The sequence below is a fragment of the Stenotrophomonas sp. KH_052 genome (assembly GCF_057838755.1).
Genome location: NZ_CM174475.1, coordinates 1,862,053 through 1,880,913 on the forward strand (window position 1 = coordinate 1,862,053; position 18,861 = coordinate 1,880,913).

The window sequence follows — 18,861 nt, forward strand, 5'->3', positions numbered from 1 at the left end:
TGCTGCAGGACCCGGTCCCGCTCAGTCGTCCAGCAGCGGACGCAGGTCGCGCGGCAGGCGCGATTCCGGATACTGCTGGATGTAGCGCTCCAGGCTGGCGCGGGCGAGGTCGCGCTGACCATCGTCGCGACGTTCGCGGATCTTCTGCAGCCACTGCCTCCGTGGCAGCAGGGCGTCGGCAGCCACTTCAGCCTGCACCGTGTCCGCACTCAGGCTAGCATCGCTGCCGCGGCGCATGACCCCCGGTGCGGAACGGCTGGGGGCTTCGCGCTTCGTCGAAGTGATCTCCACCCGATCCAACGCCGGGGCCTGCTCGGCCTGCACGCTGTTGGGTTCTGCCGCGGCTGCCGAGCGCGCCTTCAGCGAACCACTGGCGACAACCGGCGCCATCAGTGGCGCGGGTGCCGAATAGGCGGCGGGCGCGGGCGGCGCAGGGGGCGCCGGTGGCGCCGCAGCCGGGGCCGGCGGCAGTGCTGCGAAGGCACTGTCGGCAGCGGGTTCTGCCGCCATCGAGCGCGCGGCCGGTGCCGGTGCATCGGTGGATTCTACTGGTGCCGGCTTGCGCTCGTGTGCGATGGCCGCTGCCGGGGCTACAACGGATGCGGCCTCCGGCATTGCCGGCGCAGCAGCCGGTTCTGCAGCGGCAGTGGCGCTGTCTGCGGCGCTGCTTTCAATCGTCTGCTCGGTGGCGGCGACATCGGCAGCTGCAGGCGCTGCCACCATCTGGGCTTCGCCGGCCGGAACCGGCGGCGGTTCCGGGCGCAGCTGCCAGGCAATACCGATCGCGAACACCATCGAGGCCGCAATGCCGAACACCGCCGGCCACCGCGGGCGCGTACGCTGCGCGCGCGGGGCGTCGGGCGAGGCAACGGCGGCGTCGGCCGGCGCATCCACGGCGGCACGTGCCGCGGCCAGGATGGCGGCGTCCAGCGCGGCCGGCGGTGCCTGCTCGGCGCGACGGCCGAGCAGCTGGGCCAGCTCGCGTTCTTCCGGCGTCAGGGGGTCGTTTCGGTTCATGCGTTCAATCCCGCACGCAGCTTGTCCATCGCATAGCGCAGCCGCGATTTCACGGTTTCCCGGCCCACGCCGGTGATCTGGCCGATCTCCTCCAGGCTCAGTTCCTGATCCAGCCGCAGCTGCAGCACTTCGCGCTGCTCGGGCGGCAGTTGCTCCATCGCCAGCTGGATGCGGCGACGCTGTTCGAATTCGGAAAGCTCGGCTTCCGGGGTCTGCCCGTCCTCGATCGCGGCCAGGCGCAGGTCGGCGTCGGCAGGTGCAGCGGGGCGATGGCGGGCGGCGCGCCAGTGGTCGTTCAAGCGGTTATGGGCGATGCGGAACAGCCAGGTACTGAACGCCGCTTCGGGCTGCCAGCCGGCGCGAGCGCTGATCACCCGCTGCCACACATCCTGGAAGATCTCCTCGGCCAGCGCGTTGTCGCGCAGTTGCCGCAGCAGGAAGCCGAACAGGCGCTTGCGATGGCGCGCATACAGGCTTTCGAACGCACGCAGGTCGCCACCGGCCCAGGCCAGCATCAAGGCTTCATCGGTTGGCAGTGCGCTGGCTTCCACGGCGTACAGGGTAAGGCCTGCAGGCGGTGGCGCATAGCCGGTGGCGGTGGTGGGAAGGGCGAGGGTCATGGCTCGGAAGGGGCTACGGTCGGCAGGAAAAACGTACGGGCGCACGATTCGGGGTTTACGGGCTTCCATTGCCCCCCGGGTGGCGCGCTATGCTCGGCGGCTCAGGGGAGGCGACGCACAGACGGCGCCAAGAGATTGTCATTTGTCCACGCATGCTGAACCGGCGGAAGAACCACTACACGAGGCCGTGCTGAGCACGGCGCTGGTGCGCGCGCTGCATGCGCTGCTGCCGGAAACGGCGGTGGTCCGGGTCGGCTGGGACGACCTGCAGCTGGGGCGTGGCGAGGGCGGCTGGCCGCCCGTCAGCGGTGACCGGCCTGCAGTACCTGCTGGCATCGGCGATGGCCAGCATGGCTGGGACTACGACGGTGCGCGCCTGCTGCTGTCGGTGGAGGGCGCGATCCCCTCGCCAGCGTGGTGGGGGCTGGCCCGGCAGGCGATGGAGCTGGCCCTGCAGCGTGGCCGCCAGGCGGGACAGATCAAGGCGCTGGAGGAGGCCGAGCGGCTGCAGCAGGCGCTGTTCCAGATCGCCGACCTGGCCGGTGCCGACCTGGAGATGGGCGAGATGCTGCGCCACGTGCACGGTGTGCTGGGCACGCTGATGTACGCCGAGAACTGCTACATCGTCGAGTACGACGATGTGCGCGACCAGATCCGGTTCCTGTACTTCGCCGACCAGGTCGATGACTTCGTTGCCAACCCGGCGCAGAGCCACGACGCCAGCGAGATGCCGCGCAGCCTGACGGTGGCGCTGCTGCGCCATGGCAAGCCGCTCAGTGGCCCGTCACGCGAGCTGCTGGCGCGGGTGGTCGAGCAGGAGCACGATCCGCAGCGTGGCCCGGAAAGCCTGGACTGGCTGGGCGTGCCGATGCTGCGCGATGGCCGCGTGTGCGGTGCCATCGTGGTGCAGAGCTACGAACACGCGGCCCGCTATGGTGAGTCCGAGCGTGCCCTGCTGGGTTTTGTCGCCCAGCACGTGCAGACCGCGATGGACCGGCGCCAGGCGCAGGTGCGGCTGGAGCAGCAGGTCGAGCGGCGCACGCAGCAGCTGCAGCGTGCCAACCACAGCCTGCAGGACGAGGTGGCCGAACGGCGCCGTGCCGAGCAGCTGCAGACCGCGTTGTACAACATCGCCGAGATGGCGATGTCGGCCGACAGCCTGGCCCAGTTCTACGGGCGGGTACACGGTGTGGTCGGGCGCCTGCTCGACGCGCGCAATTTCTACATCGCGCTGGTCAACGCGGCCGGCAACGGCCTGGATTTCGTCTATTCGGTGGACGAGCACAATGCCAGCCGCGCGCCACGGCCGTTCAGCCGTGGCCTGACCGAATACGTGGTACGCAACCGGCGGCCGCTGTTGGCTTCGCGCGCGCAGATCGATGCGCTGCTGGCCAACGGCGAGGTGCGTGAATCCGGTGCGCGTTCGCACTGCTGGCTGGGCGTGCCGCTGCTGCGCGACGACGAAGTGGTCGGCGCGATCGTGGTGCAGAGTTACAGCCAGAACAGCACCTTCAGCGTGCACGACCAGCGCCTGCTGACCTTCGTCGCGCAGAACATCGGTACCGGCCTGGCCCGCCAGCGCGACCAGCAACGGCTGCGTTCGGCGCATGCCGAGTTGGAAAAACGGGTGGAAGAGCGCACCCGGGAGCTGGCCGAGGTCAACGAGAAACTGCTCGGCCAGATCGGCGAGCGGTTGCGCGCAGAACAACGGCTTACCCACCAGGCCATGCATGATGCGCTGACCGGGCTGCCCAATCGCCTGCATCTGCTCGACCGCCTGCAGGACGCATTGGCGCTGGCCCGGCGCGAGGGTGGACCGGTGTTCGCCGTGTTGTTCCTTGACCTGGACCGCTTCAAGCTGGTCAACGACAGCATCGGCCATGCCGCGGGCGATCGCATGCTGGTGGAGGTTGCCAAGCGCATCGTGTCGATGGCCGGCACCGACGATGTGGTGGCACGGCTGGGCGGTGACGAATTCGCAGTGCTGCTGCAGTGTCCGCAGGGCCTGGCGCAGGCACTGGATTTTGGTCAGCGACTGCTGCTGGCGCTGCAGGAATCGATGTGGATCGCCGGCCGCGAACTGTTCCCGTCCGGCAGCCTGGGCATCGCCCTGTGGAACCCGCGCTACCGTACCGGCGAAGAACTGCTGCGCGATGCCGACGCCGCGATGTACCGGGCCAAGGCGCAGGGCCATGACCGCTGCGCGATCTTCGACGAGGACATGCGCGAGCAGGCCATGCGCAGCCTCGACTTGGAAGCCGATCTGCGCCGCGCGATCAATAACCACGATTTCCTGCCGTTCTACCAGCCGATCGTGCGCCTCTCCGATGGCGAGGTGGTCGGGCACGAGGCGCTGCTGCGCTGGCAGCACGAGCGCCGTGGTCTGCTGCTGCCGGGCGCGTTCCTGGAGCTGGGTGAGGAGAGTGGGCTGATCGAACAGGTCGACTGGCTGATCTACGAACAGGTCATCGCCGGCCTGGCCGAAGGCGGCCACACCTATGTGTCGGTGAACGTGTCACCGCGTCATTTCCGCTCTGCGGAGTTCAGCGGCCGGCTGTTCGGCCTGCTGGATGCGTACGGTGCCGATCCGCAACGGCTGCGGCTGGAGATCACCGAGGTCGCACTGCTGGATGACGGCCCGCACACGCTGCGCATCCTGCAGGGCCTGCGCGAGCGCGGCATCCAGGTGCAGCTGGACGATTTCGGTACCGGCTTCTCGGCGCTGTCCTACCTGCACCGCTTCCCGATCAGCACGCTGAAGATCGACCAGAGTTTCATCGCTGGCCTGCATGGACCGGAAGTGCAGAGCACGCGCGCATTGGTCGAGGGCGTGCTGTCGCTGGCGCGCACGCTGGGCATCGAGACCATCGGCGAGGGCATCGAGACCGAGGCGCAGCAGCAGACGCTGCGCGAACTCGGCTGCGACTATGGCCAGGGCTACCTGCTGGGGCGGCCGGCACCGTGGGGCTGCGCGGCGGCCTGAGCCGCCGCGCAGGGAAGCATCAGCGCAGGGCGGCGCGACGCTTTTCGTCGATCCACTTCGAGGCCTGGGCCGGCTGGTAGTTCTTCATCCACGCCAGCATTTCTTCGATGTCCGAGCCGTACCACAGGTCCTGGCGCTGGTCCGGGTGCAGGAAGCGCTCTTCCACCATGCGATCGATCATGCCGATCAGCGGTGCGTAGAAGCCTTCCACGTCGAGGAACGCGCACGGCTTGTTGCCGATGCCCAGCTGGCGCCAGGTCAGCATCTCGAAGATTTCTTCCATGGTGCCGAAGCCGCCGGGCAGGGTGACGAAGCCATCGGCCAGGTCGAACATGCGCGACTTGCGCTCATGCATCGAGCCTACGATTTCCAGTTCGGTGAGGCCGCGATGTGCCACTTCCCAGTCGGCCAGCTGGCGCGGAATCACGCCGGTCACTTCGCCGCCGGCAGCGAGCACGGCATTGGCCACGGTTCCCATCAGACCGACGTTGCCGCCGCCGTACACCAGGCGCATCCCGTCGCGGGCGATGCGGTCGCCCAGGGCGAGGGCGCGTTCGGTATAGGCCGGCTTGCTGCCAGCGTTGGAACCACAGTACACACAGATCGATTTCATGGATCTTCCTGTCTCTTGGCCGGAAACGAAAACGCCCCATCGCCGACCGCAGAGCGGTCAGGGACGGGGTGTCTATGGATTATGGACCTTCGCGGTTGCCGCCTGTAGAGCCGAGCCGCGCTCGGCTGCTCTTCGTTCAGACCGCGGTGCGCCCCTGTAGAGCCGAGCCATGCTCGGCTGCTCTTCGTTCAGATCGCGGTGCGCCCCTGTAGAGCCGAGCCATGCTCGGCTGCTCTTCGTTCAGATCGCGGCTACGGCTGAGTCGAGCAAGCTCGACTCTACAAAGAACGGGGCTTACGCCGCGGCGGCCTGCTCGCGGCGCGGACCTTCACGCAGGGCGCGGCCGACCAGGCCCACCAGCAGGTCCAGCTCTTCACTGTCCATGCCGAAGTGCGGAGTGAAGCGCAGCGAGTTCTCTCCACCGTGGATCACGTTGATGCCGTGCTGGCGCAGCCATTCCTCGGTGGAATCGGCGCCGTAGCACTTGAACTGCGGGGCCAGCTCGCAGGAGAACAGCAGGCCGGTGCCCTGCACCTTGGTGATCAGGCCGCCCAGTTCGCCCTTGAGCTGCTCCAGCTTGCGCACCGCCTCGGCACCGCGCTCGGCGATGTTGGCGCGTACCTGCGGGGTCAGCTGGGCCAGGGTGGCGCAGGCCACGTCCAGCGCACGTGGGTTGCTGGTCATGGTGTTGCCGTAGATGCCCTTGCGGTACAGCTGCGCGGCATGCTCGGTCACGGCCAGCACCGACAGCGGGTACTGCGCGGCGTTGAGCGCCTTGGAATAGGTTTCCATGTCCGGCGGATCGAGGCCTTCAAAGCCCGGGTAGTCGACCACCGACAGCACGCCATGCGCGCGCAGGCCGGCCTGGATCGAGTCCAGCAGCAACAGGCTGCCATGGGCACGGGTCAGTTCGCGGGCCACCGCATAGAACGACGGCGGCACCGAACGGCCCGGGTCGCCTTCGCCCATCACCGGCTCCAGGAACACCGCCTCGATGAACCACTGGTTGCGTGCGGCGTCCTCGAACACCTTGCGCAGGCCGGCTTCGTCGTACGGCGCCACGGTGATCACCGAGTCCTCGCCACGGTAGCTGGCCAGGTGCTGCATGTAGCTCTTGCGGCTGGAATCGGAATACAGGGCAGGGCGGTCGGTGCGGCCATGGAAGCTGCCCTTGACCACCACGCGCTTGATCGCAGCACCGGCGTGGCGTGCGCCGGGGTCGGTCTGCAGCTTGGCGTTGACGTCGGCGATGCGCGCGGCCAGGCCGACCGCCTCGGAACCGGAATTCAGGCACATGAAACGGGTGAACGGGCAACCGCCACGGCGGTGGCCGATCTCGGCACGCAGGGCGGTGATGAAGCGCTGCTGCGACAGGCTGGGGGTCATGATGTTGGCCATCACCTGCGGGCGGGCCATTGCCTCCAGCACGGCGTCCGGGGTGTGCCCGAAGCCGAGCATGCCGTAGCCGCCGGCGTCGTACAGCACGGCGCCCTTCAGGGTGACCACCCAGGGGCCGCGTGCGGCCAGTGCCACGTACGGAGTTACCGCGTCATCGGCATAGAAATTGACGAAGCCGTCCTGCATCGCGTCGATCTGCGCCTGTTCGTCCTGCGCCAGCAGCGGCCCCAGGTCGGCCTGCACGCGCGCGAATTCCTCGGCGGCGGCGTCCACCGCGGCGATCAGCTGCGGGTGGTTGGCGGACAGGGCGGTCAGGGTGGCATCGTCCAGGCCGGAGGTGAGGCGGGTGCCGGGCTGGCTGCGCAGGGGGGCGAGGCGTTCGATGAAGCTCATTGCAGATCTCCTGAAACAATGGGTCGCACGGGTCTTCAAAAGCAAAACGCGCGTCATCACGCGCGCTTGGGGCAGGCTCGTGCAGCGGACTTCCAACTCGATGCTAGCACTTGTTTTTTTGCGCGATAACCCCGCGGAAACCTGCTGCATAGCAGCATTTTGCGCGACGTTCGCCGCGAAGCGCGCTGGCTCGCAGACGCTGGACGTACAATGCGCGCCATTGTCGACCTGTTGCCGCCCACTGCCTTGAAGAAGTCCGATTTCAACTACGACCTGCCGGCTGAACTGATCGCGCAGGCGCCCCTGGCCGAACGTTCCGCAAGCCGCCTGCTGCTGGTGCCGCCGGCGCCGGATGCCTTCACCGACCTGCAGGTGCGTGACCTGCCGTCGCTGCTGCAGCCGGGCGATCTGCTGGTGTTCAACGACACCCGGGTGATCCCGGCGCGCCTGTTCGGGCAGAAGGCCAGCGGTGGCCGCGTCGAGATCCTGATCGAGCGCCTGCTCGGCGGCCAGCAGGCGCGTGCCCAGGTGGGCGCCAGCAAGTCGCCGAAGGCCGGCAGCCGCATTGCGCTGGATGCCGGTGGCGAAGCCGAGGTGCTGGGCCGCGACGGCGAGTTCTACGTGCTGCAGTTCCATGTGCCGGAATCGTTGGAGCAGTGGCTGCTGCATGCCGGCCGCCTGCCGCTGCCGCCCTACATCCAGCGCGAGCCGGGTGTGGACGACCGCGAGCGCTACCAGACTGTGTTCGCGCGTGAAGTAGGCGCGGTGGCCGCGCCGACCGCGGGCCTGCATTTCGACGAACCGCTGCTGGCAGCGCTGAAGAACAAGGGCGTGGACTTCGGTCACGTCACCCTGCACGTGGGTGCGGGCACCTTCCAGCCGGTGCGTGCCGATGACCTGAAGGACCATGTGATGCACCGCGAGTGGCTGAACGTGGGTGCCGAGCTGGTGCAGCAGGTACGGCGCACGCGCACCGCCGGCGGCCGGGTGATCGGCGTCGGCACCACCGTGGTGCGCGCCCTGGAAAGCGCGATGCGCGATGGCGAACTGCTGCCGTTCGCGGGTGAAACGCAGATCTTCATCACCCCCGGCTACCGCATCCGCAGCGTCGACGCGATGGTGACCAACTTCCATCTACCGGAAAGCACGCTGCTGATGATGATTTCCGCGTTCGCCGGCAAGGCGCGCGTGTTCGAGGCCTACCAGCACGCGATCGCGCAGCGCTACCGTTTCTTCAGTTACGGCGACGCAATGTTGTTGTTCCCGCAGGCGGGGTAGGGGGCTGACCTCTGCCTGCTTGTGGTGGGTGCGCACCGTTGGTGCGCACTTGCAGGTGCCTGGAGGCCAGGGAAGCCATGCATGGCGTGGCTCCACTGCCTCCGGGGCCGTGGTAGATCCACGCCATGCGTGGACAATCCTTTCCGCAAGTGGGTTCCGGCGGGCTGCTCAGCCCAAATCCACCTTGCATTCGCTGAGCGGAACGGACTGGCCGTCGCAGATGATCAGATGGTCATCTTCAATGCGGGCCAGGCGAAGGCCGAGGTTGCGTGCCCCGGCTTCCACCGCCTTCCGCCATCCATCCAGATCGCCGTGGAAGGAAAGGGCGAGGAAGCACTGGCCGTTGGGCAGGGCTATCCGGCAACTGTCCGATAAGGTGCCGCCGCTGCTCGCGGCGATTTCGCCAGCAGAATCCAGCAACGCGTTGAACTGACTGGAAGCGCTGCGAATTCCGTCATCTTCGTAGTAGATGAACTCCACTCCGGCCACGGAATTGATGCCTGGGGCGGTTCGATCGGCTCTTTGCTCGATTCTTCCCCCGAGGATTCTTTCCAGATTTTTTCGGTCGTTGCTCATTGCTTGCTTCGGCTCATTGTGGCTTCTCTCGCGCAATCGACTGATTGACGAAGGGGGTCTCGTCCTGAAGGTCCCCATCTGAGAGTGGATGCTGCTGGGCAAGTCTTTCTTCGTGGGTCGAAATCTCTGAAGCATCAACCTCAAAGCGACCCATCCACTGATCGGCGAGCCGGCCGACAAGCCTGGGTTCTGCGGACTTCGGATTGAAATGGAGACTGCCAACCGATGCGGGTCGGATGCCACGGAGTTGATGGTCGAGCAGCACATAGGCCGGCGGTCGAAGATCACCTGCGTCAACGAGGGCAAGGGGCCTTGGCCCAGCTTGGATCATGACGCCGTTACCGTAGTCGTGAAGAGAGAAATGCTGCTCGGGAAGAGCGCTGCGGAGCTGATCAAGCCCGCCGGCCGCTTCCAGCCGGGCATGATCCACCAGGGTCAGCCAACTGACCGTCTTGATCTTGAGGTGCGCCAATTGCGTCTGGTTGGCCAGGAAGGGAGCGCATCCCGCGTCCAGGCCGGGATAACGCTGTGCCAGTATTGCCTCAACGGGTTCGTTTCGCTCGCGGCGAACGTCACTGAGATTCAGGGCGTAGCCGGCATGCCCATGTTCGGCACTCAGCCAGCGCGCACATCTGGTCGCCAATTCAATGAAGTCTTCTCGATGCGTTGGCAGAAAGCTGATTGGGACCGACAGTTCGAGCACGCTCATATCGTTGCGGATACGGGCTTCCCAGGCGCGCGCGCCAAAGATCAGGAACTTCCAGGCACCGGCATCCTCGGCCTTGGCACCGCTGGTATAGCAGAAGCTCAGGTGGTCATCTTCCGACATGGTTTCGATCATGTCGCACAAGGGCTTGCAGTTCTTGACGCGTTGCTTTGGCATCCCGCGATTCGGCTTCTCGCGCCACAGCCATGACAGGGCGTCTCCAGCCAGCTCGCAGAATGCGGCAAAGCAGAGACACAGATTTTTTCTGGTCGCGGCAGTATGTGCATTCTTGAAGTACAGCGTCAGGCGCAGGCACATCGCCGCACCTACATAGTTCTGGGGGCCGCTCGGAAGGAGCAGGTCGCCAGGGAATTCGAGTGCTCCCGGAGGCCATTGCAGTACGACGGGAATCTGGTGCGGGGAGGGCACGAATAATGTCTCAGCTATCTGGCCAGTCACCCTAGGAAACTGGCTTGCACCCGCCAAGGCTAAATGCGTCAGCAAGGCGGGCGGGTTGATGCTCATTCAGGCCTGAATGGGCGGCCGCGCCGATTTTGGGAGACAATAGACAACTATTTGCCCGAATGACCGCTCCATGTCCCGATTGCAGTTCCAGCTCCAGACCCGCGACGGCCGTGCCCGCCGTGGCCGCCTGACCTTCCCGCGTGGCACGGTGGAAACGCCGGCCTTCATGCCGGTGGGGACCTATGGCTCGGTCAAGGGCATCCTGCCGGACCAGGTGCGTGCGCTGGGCGCCGAGATCATCCTCGGCAATACCTTCCACCTGTACCTGCGCCCGGGCCTGGACATCATCGCCGACCACGGCGGCCTGCACGGCTTCTGCCGCTGGGATGGCCCGATCCTGACCGACTCCGGCGGCTTCCAGGTGTTCTCGCTGGCCCACCGCCGCAAGATCACCGAGCAGGGCGTGACCTTCGCTTCGCCAACCGACGGCGCCCGGGTGTTCCTGGGCCCGGAAGAGAGCATGAAGATCCAGAAGGTGCTCGATTCGGACGTGGTGATGATCTTCGACGAGTGCACCCCGTACCCGGCCACCGAAGACGTTGCCCGCCGTTCGATGGAGCTGAGCCTGCGCTGGGCCCAGCGCAGCCGCAACGCACATGACGAGCTCGGCAACGACGCGGCCCTGTTCGGCATCGTCCAGGGCGGCGTGCATACCGACCTGCGCAGCCGCTCGGCCGATGCCCTGCAGGCGATCGGTTTCGACGGCTATGCCATTGGCGGCCTGGCCGTGGGCGAGCCGGAAGACGAGCGCAACGCCATGCTCGACCACCTGGACCCGGAACTGCCCGCCGACCGCCCGCGCTACCTGATGGGCGTTGGCCGGCCGGAGGACCTGGTCGAGGGTGTCGCACGTGGCGTGGACATGTTCGACTGCGTGATGCCGACCCGCAATGCGCGCAACGGCCACTATTTCACCTCGTTCGGCACCGTTCGCATCCGTAATTCCCAATACGCGCGCGACATGGACCCGATCGAGCCGGGTTGCGGCTGCGTGGCCTGCACCGGCGGCTACACCCGGTCCTACCTGCGCCACCTGGACCGCTGCAACGAGATGCTGGCGCCGATGCTGGGCACCCTGCACAACCTGTTCTATTACGAAAAGCTCATGGCCGACATCCGTGCGGCCATCGAGGCGGGAACCTTCCTGGCCTTCCGTGAGTCTTTCTACGCGGCACGCGGGGCGGTAGCACCGCCCTTGTAACCCGAACACCCCCTGCCAAACGGCCCAAGGACGAACGCCCGGGGCCGTGGCATACTTCAAGGCTGACCCAGATCCGCGGTCGACACCCCGTGCCCGTGAAAGGGCCGGAGCGCCGCCCAACCAAAGGACCAACGATGAACCTGCTTGCCTTCCTGATTCCCGCCGCCCACGCCCAGGCCGCCGGCGGCCAACCGCAGGGCATGGGCCTGACCACGCTGCTGTTCCCGGTCATCCTGATCGCCATCATGTACTTCCTGATGATCCGCCCGCAGATGAAGCGGCAGAAGGAACACAAGTCCATGCTGGAGAAGATCAAGCGTGGTGACGAAGTGCTGACCAATGGCGGCATCGCCGGCAAGGTCACCGACATCGGCGACAACTTCATCACCATCGAAGTGGCCGAGAACGTGCGCATCCGCGTGCAGAAGGGCGCTGTTGGCAGCGTGCTGCCGACCGGCACCCTGGATTCGGCCAAGTAAGCCACTCCCTTTCCGAAGCACAACCGCGGCGCCGGGGATGGCGCCGCGCGGGACCCAAGCAATGCTCGAATTTCCACGCTGGAAGTACGTCGTCATCCTGATCGTACTGGCGCTCAGCGCGCTGTACGCGCTGCCCAACATCTACCAGAAGGACCCGGCCATCCAGATCACCGCCAACCGTGGCGGGCAGATCGACGATGCGCTGCGCGACCGTGTGCTGGCCGACCTGAAGAAGGCCGGTGTGGACGCCGTTGGTGCCGAGAAGGAGGGGGAGAGCCTGATCGTCCGCCTGACGGACCTGAAGGCGCAGTCCGCTGCCAGCGACGCCCTGCGTGACACCGTCGGTGAGAACTACACCGTGGCCCTGAACCTGGCCTCCACCGTGCCGGACTGGCTGGCCAACCTCGGCGGTCGCCCCATGGTGCTGGGCCTGGACCTGCAGGGTGGCGTGCACTTCGTGCTGCAGGTCGACCAGAAGGCCGCCCTGGACAAGCGTCTGGATGCCTACACCGAAGACGTGCGCAGCACCCTGCGTGATGCGCGCATCCCGTACCAGTCGGTGGAACGCCGCGCTGACAACAGCATCGTGGCCAACCTGAGCCCGTCCGCTGGTGACGATGCCGCGCAGCGCGCCCGTGCCGCCCTGGTCAAGGCGCAGCCGACCCTCGGCTACGACGTCAGTGGCAACCGCATCACGGTGACCGTGCCGGAAACCGAGATCACACAGATCGCCAACGGTGCCATCGAACAGAACATCAACACCCTGCGCAACCGTGTGAACCAGCTCGGCGTGGCCGAGCCGATCATCCAGCGCCAGGGTGCCGACCGCGTGGTCGTGCAGCTGCCGGGCGTGCAGGACACCGCCGAAGCCAAGCGCATGATCGGCGCCACCGCCACCCTGGAGTACCGTGCGGTGGTCGAGGGCAATGCGCAGGACGCCATCACCGCCGGCCGCATCCCGCCGGAAGCGAAGGTCTACCAGCAGCGTGATGGCCGCGGCCCGATCCTGCTGAACAAGCGCGTGATCGTCACCGGTGACCAGATGGTCGGCGCGCAGGCGGTAACCGATTCGAACAGTGGCTCACCGGCGGTCAGCGTGACGCTGAACAATGTCGGCGGCCAGCGCATGTTCGACTTCACCAGTGCCAACGTGAACAAGCCGATGGCGGTGGTCTACACCGAGCGCGTGCCGACCGTGACCGTCGTTGACGGCCAGGAAGTGCGTGGCTTCAAGGTCAACGAGGAAGTGATCTCGGTGGCCAACATCAATGGCGTGTTCGGCAAGAACTTCCAGACCACCGGACTGCAGAAGAAGGAAGCCGAGGACCTGGCCAAGCTGCTGAAGTCCGGCTCGCTGGCCGCGCCGATGGACTTCGTCGAAGAGCGCGTGGTCGGCCCGAGCCTGGGTGCCGAGAACGTCAAGAACGGTATGCGCGCGGTCGTGTTCGCGTTCCTGTTCACCCTGGTGTTCTTCAGCGTCTACTACCGCATGTTCGGCGTGATCACCTCGATCGCGATGCTGTTCAACCTGCTGATCGTGGTGGCGGTGATGTCGCTGTTCGGCGCGACCATGACCCTGCCGGGCTTCGCCGGCCTGGCGTTGTCGGTCGGCCTGTCGGTGGACGCCAACGTGCTGATCAACGAACGTATCCGTGAAGAACTGCGTGCCGGCGTGCCGGGCAAGACCGCGATCGTGACCGGTTACGAACGTGCTTCGGGCACCATCCTCGACGCCAACCTGACCGGCCTGATCGTCGGTGTGGCGCTGTTCGCATTCGGTACCGGTCCGCTGAAGGGCTTCGCGCTGACCATGATCATCGGTATTTTCGCCTCCATGTTCACCGCGATCACCGTGTCGCGTGCACTGGCGACGCTGATCTACGGCCGCCGCAAGAAGCTCCAGAACGTGGCCATCTGACGGGACGACACGCACATGAAACTGTTTCCGCTGCACATCCTCCCGAACGACACCAAGATCGACTTCATGCGCTGGCGCCATGTCGCGATGGTCGTCACGATCATCGTGTTTCTGGCCTCGATCTCCATCATCGGCTTCAAGGGCTTCAACTACGCCCTGGACTTCACCGGCGGCACCCTGATCGAAGCCCGCTTCGACAAGGCGGTGGACGTCGAGCAGGTCCGTACCAAGCTCGAAGAGAACGGCTTCGACGGCGCCCAGGTACAGAGCGTCGGTGGCAACACCGACCTGCTGATCCGCCTGGCCCCGCACGGTGAGCACGCCCCGGGTACCGGCGATGCCGCGCACGAGGACAAGGCCACCGCCGCGGCCGTGGTGAAGGCGCTGTCCACCGCCGACAACCAGGCTACGGTGCTGCGCAATGAGTTCGTGGGTCCGCAGATCGGCAAGGACCTGGCGATGAATGGCCTGTACGCCACCATCTTCATGCTGGCCGGCTTCCTGATCTACATCGCCGTGCGCTTCGAATGGAAGTTCGCGGTCACCGCCAGCATCGTGGCGATGTTCGACCTGATCGTGACGGTGGCTTATGTGTCCCTGCTGGGCCGTGAGTTCGACCTGACCGTGCTGGCCGGCCTGCTGTCGGTGATGGGCTTTGCGATCAACGACATCATCGTGGTCTTCGACCGCGTCCGCGAGAACTTCCGCAGCCTGCGCGTGGACTCGATGGAAGTGCTCAACCGTTCGATCAACCAGACGCTGTCGCGTACGGTGATCACGGCTGTGATGTTCTTCCTGTCAGCGCTTGCCCTGTACATGTACGGCGGCAGCTCGATGGAAGGCCTGGCCGAGACGCACATGATCGGCGCGGTGATCGTCGTGCTGTCCTCGATCCTGGTGGCGGTGCCGATGCTGACGATCGGTTTCCTGCGCGTCAGCAAGCAGGACCTGCTGCCGAAGGCGAAGGACGTCGAGGCATTGGCCCGTCGCCCGTAAGCACCTGCTGTATGCAGCACACAGAGAACCCCGCGCAAGCGGGGTTTTTTGTTGGCAGGGCTGCGCCCTGCACCCGCTCAATGCAACGGCAACGTCAAAAGCCGGAGCTGGCTTTCTGCTGGTTGGGCGGGGCCATGTGGGTTGGCAGGACACGCCGTAAACCCGTCCTTGGGGGCTCGATGGCGCCATCCATGGCGCCAACGGTCCTGCCAACCCACATGGCCCCACCTCTGACAGATTCCGGCGGCTGTTGGTAGGTGTCGACCTTGGTCGACACATCTGTCAGATATTGAACAATCAAGATGGGGTCAGATCCGTTTTCCTTCGGAAAACGGATCTGACCCCCAAGAACTGCCCTGACAGATCGCGGAAATCTGTCGAAGGCGGGGTGGGTCCGGTTGAGGGGGCGTGAGCCGCATGGATGCGGCGACCGAGCTTACATGGATGTACTTGCAGCGTCCCCCTCAACCGGACCCACCCCGCCAACCCACAGGAACCCAGTTTTTGACGTTGCTCCGGCTCTGGTCGTTGCTCCGGCCTCTGCAGGTGCAGGGTGCAACCCTGCAGAACAAACCCCACCCTACGCCGCCGTCGGTTGTGCAATCTTCCCCCGCGCACTACGATCCTGCGGTTCGCGCGCGCAGGCGCGCGCCCGTATTCCTGCTGAGCGCCCCGCGCGCCGCATCTGCCAACCCGAGGTATCCATGGTCATCAAACCGCGCGTCCGCGGCTTCATCTGTGTCACCACCCACCCGACCGGCTGCGAGGCCGCGGTCAAACAGCAGATCGACTACATCCGTGCGCGCCCGCCGATCCAGAACGGCCCCAAGCGCGTGCTGGTGATCGGTGCCTCTACCGGCTACGGCTTGGCTGCGCGCATCACCGCGGCGTTCGGCAGCGGCGCGGCGACCCTGGGCATCTTCTTCGAGCGCCCTGGCACCGAGAGCAAGCCGGGCACTGCGGGCTGGTACAACTCCGCCGCGTTCCACAAGTACGCCGACGAAGCCGGCCTGTACGCCAAGAGCATCAACGGCGATGCCTTCTCCGATGAAGTGAAGGCCAGGACCATCGAGATGATCAAGGCCGATCTCGGCCAGGTCGATCAGGTGGTCTACAGCCTTGCCGCGCCGCGTCGCAAGCACCCGAAGACCGGTGAAATCATCAGCTCGACGCTGAAGCCGATCGGCGAGCCGATCACCCTGCGCGGGCTGGACACCGACAAGGAAGTGCTGACCGAGACCCATCTGCAGCCGGCCACCCCGGAAGAAATCGCCGGCACGGTCGCGGTGATGGGTGGCGAGGACTGGCAGATGTGGATCGAGGCGCTGGCCGATGCCGGCGTGCTGGCCAACGGCTGCACCACCACGGCCTTCACCTACGTGGGCGAAGAGATCACCCAGGCCATTTACTGGAACGGTTCGATCGGCGCGGCCAAGAAAGACCTGGACACCAAGGTGCTGAGCCTGCGCGAGAAGTTGGCCAAGATCGGTGGCGACGCCCGGGTGTCGGTGCTGAAGGCGGTGGTCACCCAGGCCAGCTCGGCCATTCCGACCATGCCGCTGTACCTGTCGCTGCTGTTCAAGGTGATGAAGGAAAAGGGCACGCACGAAGGCTGCATCGAACAGCTCGATGTGCTCTACGACATCCTCTACGGTGCCAGCGCCGATGGTGTGGCGGTCGATCGCCTGCGCCACGACCTGGTTGATGGTGACGGCAACAAGGTCACGCTCATCGACGAAGAAGGCCGCCTGCGTGCGGACTACAAGGAAATGGCGGCGGACGTGCAGGGCAAGGTCGTTGCGCTGTGGCCGCAGGTGACCAATGAGAACCTGTACGAGATCAGCGACCTGGCCGGTTACAAGGCCGACTTCCTGCGCCTGTTTGGTTTTGGCGTGGACGGCGTCGACTACGAGGCCGACGTCAATCCGGACGTGAAGATCGACAACCTGGTCGATCTGACCTGATCAAGCAAAAGGCCGGCGAAAGCCGGCCTTCTTGTTTCGGTAGCGCCGGGCCATGCCCGGCGGATGACTGGCAGGCCGCTGCGCTCGCCGGGCATGGCCCGGCGCTACCGGTCACCCGAACTCGAAGCCCATTTCCGCCAGCGCGGGGCCGACAAAGTCGCCCTGCACATAGTCCACGCCGGCGCTGAACAGCAGGGTCATCGAATTGGCATCGCTGACGAACTCGGCGATGGTGCGGATGCCGGCTTCCTGCGCACGCGCGGTGATCTGGCTGATGCGGTCGATGTTCTCGCGGGTGGCCGCCAGGTCACTGGTGAAGCCGCGGTCCAGCTTGAGGAACTGCGGCTGGAAGTGGGCCAGCAACTGGAACGAATCCAGCCCCGAGCCGAACTGCTCCAGGCCGATCCGGCAACCCAGCGGTGCCACTTCGGCAAGGAACTGCTGGGCGCTGCGCAGGTGGGTGAACACCTTCGCTTCCGGCGCATGCAGCCACAGCCGCTCGCCAGGCACACCCTGTGCCTGCAGCTCGCGGCGAAGGGTGGCGATCATCTGCGGGTCGTCGAACGATTCCGGGGTCACCTTCACCAGCATCTGGGTGGCATGCCCTTCGCGGGCGCGCTGGCCAAGCACGGCGATCGCCTGCGAGACCACCCAGCGGTTGATGTCGGCCAGCAGGCCGTGCTCCTCGGCGATGCCCAGGAACGCAGTCGGGCTCAGCAGTTCGCCGTTATGCTCCAGGCGCAGATACGCCTCGTACAGCTCCAGTGACTCGCCCTGCAGGTTCAGTACCGGCTGGTAGTGCAGCTGGAAGCCGTCGCCAGCCAGTGCTTCACGGATGCGCGCGACCCAGCGCAGCACGCGTTCTTCCTCCACGCGGTCAGCGGCGGCCGGGTCGAAGATGCGGCAGGTGTTGCCCAGCTCGGCGGCGGCATGCGTGCATTCGCTGGCGCGCGCCAGTACCTGGCCGATGCTGGCGATCTTCTCGCCCACCTGCACGCCGCCGATGCTCACCGTCACCGTGGCCGAGCGGGCGCCGATGCTGAACACATGCGCGGCGTAGGCCTCGCGGATGCGCTCGGCCAGCGCCACGGTCTGCGCATACGGGCCGGCCTGCAGCACGGCGAAATTGTGCTCGCCGAAACGGGCCAGTTGCGCATCCTCGCCCACCACTTCGGCCAGCAGGCCGGCGAGGGCGCCGATCAGGGTGTCGGCCGACGCCAAGCCGATGTCCGGCAGCAGGCGCGCATAGTGGTCCGGCTCGATCAGCAGCAGGCCGAACTGGCCTTCGCTGCGGCCGGCCTGGGCTACCGCGCTTTCCAGCTGCAGCATGAAGGTCGGGCGGTTGAGCAGGCCGGTGACCTGGTCGCGCTGGCGCAGGTCCTCGACCTCGCGCGCCAGTTCCGGGTCGAACTCCATGCGGCGGCGGAGCACCACCTGCAGGCAGGACTCGCCTTCATAGGTGGCGGCAGTGAATTCCATCGTCGCCGGAAACGCGCTGCCGTCCTCGTGACGGGCATCGAGCTGGTACTGCGGCGGCGGCGCCTCGCCACGGCTCAGGCCCTTCAGCAGCTGCTTGAAGCCCTCCACGTGCTGGGCGGCGACCATGTCCAGCAGGGAGATGCCTTCGATGTCGTCGAAATGCTCGTAGCCGAACATCTCCAGATAGGCATCGTTGGCGCGGATATGCATGCCTTCGTGCACGTAGGCGATGGGATCGCGCGAGGAGGCAATCAACGCATCGCAGCGGCGCTCGGTCTCGCGCATCTGTGCCTCGATGCGGCGCAGGCCGCGACGCGCCTGCAGGTCCACCCACTGGTCACGGATCACCGCAAGCAGATGCTCGGGGCGCTGGCGCAGGGCGAGGGCGCGGATACCATGGCTGCTGGCCTGCACCAGCTCGTCCTCGTCGATGCGCTCGGCCAGCAGCACCAGCGGAATGTCCTTGCCGCTGGCAGCGATATGTTGTGCGGCCAACGGCAGTGGAATGCCCTGCGAGGGTGACGCCAGCACCAGGTCGATGGCCTGGCTGGCCAGCACCTGCGCCAGTTCGGCCGCGTCCTGCGGGCGCCATGGGCGCACCGCGATGCCGCTGTTGCGCAGGGTGCTGACGATGGCTTCGGCATTCTCGCCGCTGTCATCGACGATCAGCAGGCGGATGGTGATGTCGTTCGCGTTCTGCATGCACTGCTCCCCA

14 protein-coding genes are annotated in these 18,861 nt (G+C 66.1%); 7 read left to right on the forward strand and 7 right to left on the reverse strand.

Going from position 1 to position 18,861, the window contains the following annotated elements; translation table 11 throughout:
- Window positions 1-21 precede the first annotated feature (21 nt).
- The gene (locus AC3ITW_RS08655; protein ID WP_489390235.1) at window positions 22-1,017 is read right to left on the reverse strand and encodes a hypothetical protein; all 996 of its coding nucleotides are present in this window, start codon (window positions 1,015-1,017) and stop codon (window positions 22-24) included.
- A complete protein-coding gene (locus AC3ITW_RS08660; protein ID WP_229298213.1) occupies window positions 1,014-1,532 on the reverse strand; it encodes an RNA polymerase sigma factor in 519 nt (172 codons plus the stop codon). The genes AC3ITW_RS08655 and AC3ITW_RS08660 overlap by 4 nt, the downstream gene beginning before the upstream one ends.
- A gap of 247 nt (window positions 1,533-1,779) precedes the next feature.
- On the opposite strand from AC3ITW_RS08660, the gene AC3ITW_RS08665 reads away from it, so the two are divergent.
- Window positions 1,780-4,620, forward strand: a complete 2,841-nt coding sequence (locus tag AC3ITW_RS08665) for a bifunctional diguanylate cyclase/phosphodiesterase (RefSeq protein WP_012510765.1) — start codon at window positions 1,780-1,782, stop codon at window positions 4,618-4,620.
- 19 nt (window positions 4,621-4,639) lie between these two features.
- Here the strand turns inward: AC3ITW_RS08665 and AC3ITW_RS08670 are convergent, their stop codons facing one another.
- Together AC3ITW_RS08670 and AC3ITW_RS08675 are read right to left on the reverse strand one after the other, a co-directional pair.
- Window positions 4,640-5,233 (reverse strand): LOG family protein, encoded by a 594-nt coding sequence (locus tag AC3ITW_RS08670; RefSeq protein ID WP_012510766.1) that lies wholly within the window; start codon window positions 5,231-5,233, stop codon window positions 4,640-4,642.
- Between the two features lie 294 nt (window positions 5,234-5,527).
- Window positions 5,528-7,024, reverse strand: a complete 1,497-nt coding sequence (locus AC3ITW_RS08675) for an aminotransferase class III-fold pyridoxal phosphate-dependent enzyme (protein WP_100434457.1) — start codon at window positions 7,022-7,024, stop codon at window positions 5,528-5,530.
- A 210-nt stretch (window positions 7,025-7,234) separates the two neighbouring features.
- Between AC3ITW_RS08675 and queA the strand changes: the two genes are divergently transcribed.
- On the forward strand, window positions 7,235-8,302 hold the full coding sequence (gene queA / locus AC3ITW_RS08680) for a tRNA preQ1(34) S-adenosylmethionine ribosyltransferase-isomerase QueA (protein ID WP_100434458.1): 1,068 nt from the start codon (window positions 7,235-7,237) through the stop codon (window positions 8,300-8,302).
- A 168-nt stretch (window positions 8,303-8,470) separates the two neighbouring features.
- Here queA and AC3ITW_RS08685 read toward each other — a convergent pair whose 3' ends face one another.
- Window positions 8,471-8,878, reverse strand: a complete 408-nt coding sequence (locus tag AC3ITW_RS08685; protein ID WP_032969757.1) for a hypothetical protein — start codon at window positions 8,876-8,878, stop codon at window positions 8,471-8,473.
- Window positions 8,879-8,891: 13 nt separating this feature from the next.
- Complete coding sequence (locus AC3ITW_RS08690; RefSeq protein ID WP_080103049.1) at window positions 8,892-10,109, reverse strand: type VI immunity family protein; 1,218 nt, start codon at window positions 10,107-10,109, stop codon at window positions 8,892-8,894.
- A gap of 70 nt (window positions 10,110-10,179) precedes the next feature.
- Here AC3ITW_RS08690 and tgt point away from each other — a divergent pair, with 70 nt between their 5' ends.
- From tgt to fabV, 5 genes are all read left to right on the forward strand, one after another.
- Window positions 10,180-11,310: a tRNA guanosine(34) transglycosylase Tgt gene (gene tgt / locus AC3ITW_RS08695; RefSeq protein WP_012510768.1), complete on the forward strand. Its 1,131-nt coding sequence runs from the start codon at window positions 10,180-10,182 to the stop codon at window positions 11,308-11,310.
- 134 nt (window positions 11,311-11,444) lie between these two features.
- Entirely contained in the window at window positions 11,445-11,789 is a 345-nt protein-coding gene (gene yajC, locus AC3ITW_RS08700; RefSeq protein WP_046430173.1) for a preprotein translocase subunit YajC, read from the forward strand.
- Window positions 11,790-11,850: 61 nt separating this feature from the next.
- Window positions 11,851-13,707, forward strand: coding sequence for a protein translocase subunit SecD (gene secD, locus AC3ITW_RS08705; protein ID WP_100434459.1), 1,857 nt, complete (start codon window positions 11,851-11,853; stop codon window positions 13,705-13,707).
- A gap of 15 nt (window positions 13,708-13,722) precedes the next feature.
- Window positions 13,723-14,703 (forward strand): protein translocase subunit SecF, encoded by a 981-nt coding sequence (secF, locus tag AC3ITW_RS08710; protein ID WP_004153298.1) that lies wholly within the window; start codon window positions 13,723-13,725, stop codon window positions 14,701-14,703.
- 704 nt (window positions 14,704-15,407) lie between these two features.
- On the forward strand, window positions 15,408-16,667 hold the full coding sequence (gene fabV, locus AC3ITW_RS08715) for an enoyl-ACP reductase FabV (RefSeq protein ID WP_100434460.1): 1,260 nt from the start codon (window positions 15,408-15,410) through the stop codon (window positions 16,665-16,667).
- Window positions 16,668-16,778: 111 nt separating this feature from the next.
- Here fabV and AC3ITW_RS08720 read toward each other — a convergent pair whose 3' ends face one another.
- Window positions 16,779-18,848 (reverse strand): EAL domain-containing response regulator, encoded by a 2,070-nt coding sequence (locus tag AC3ITW_RS08720; RefSeq protein ID WP_012510772.1) that lies wholly within the window; start codon window positions 18,846-18,848, stop codon window positions 16,779-16,781.
- Between the last annotated feature and the right edge of the window lie 13 nt (window positions 18,849-18,861).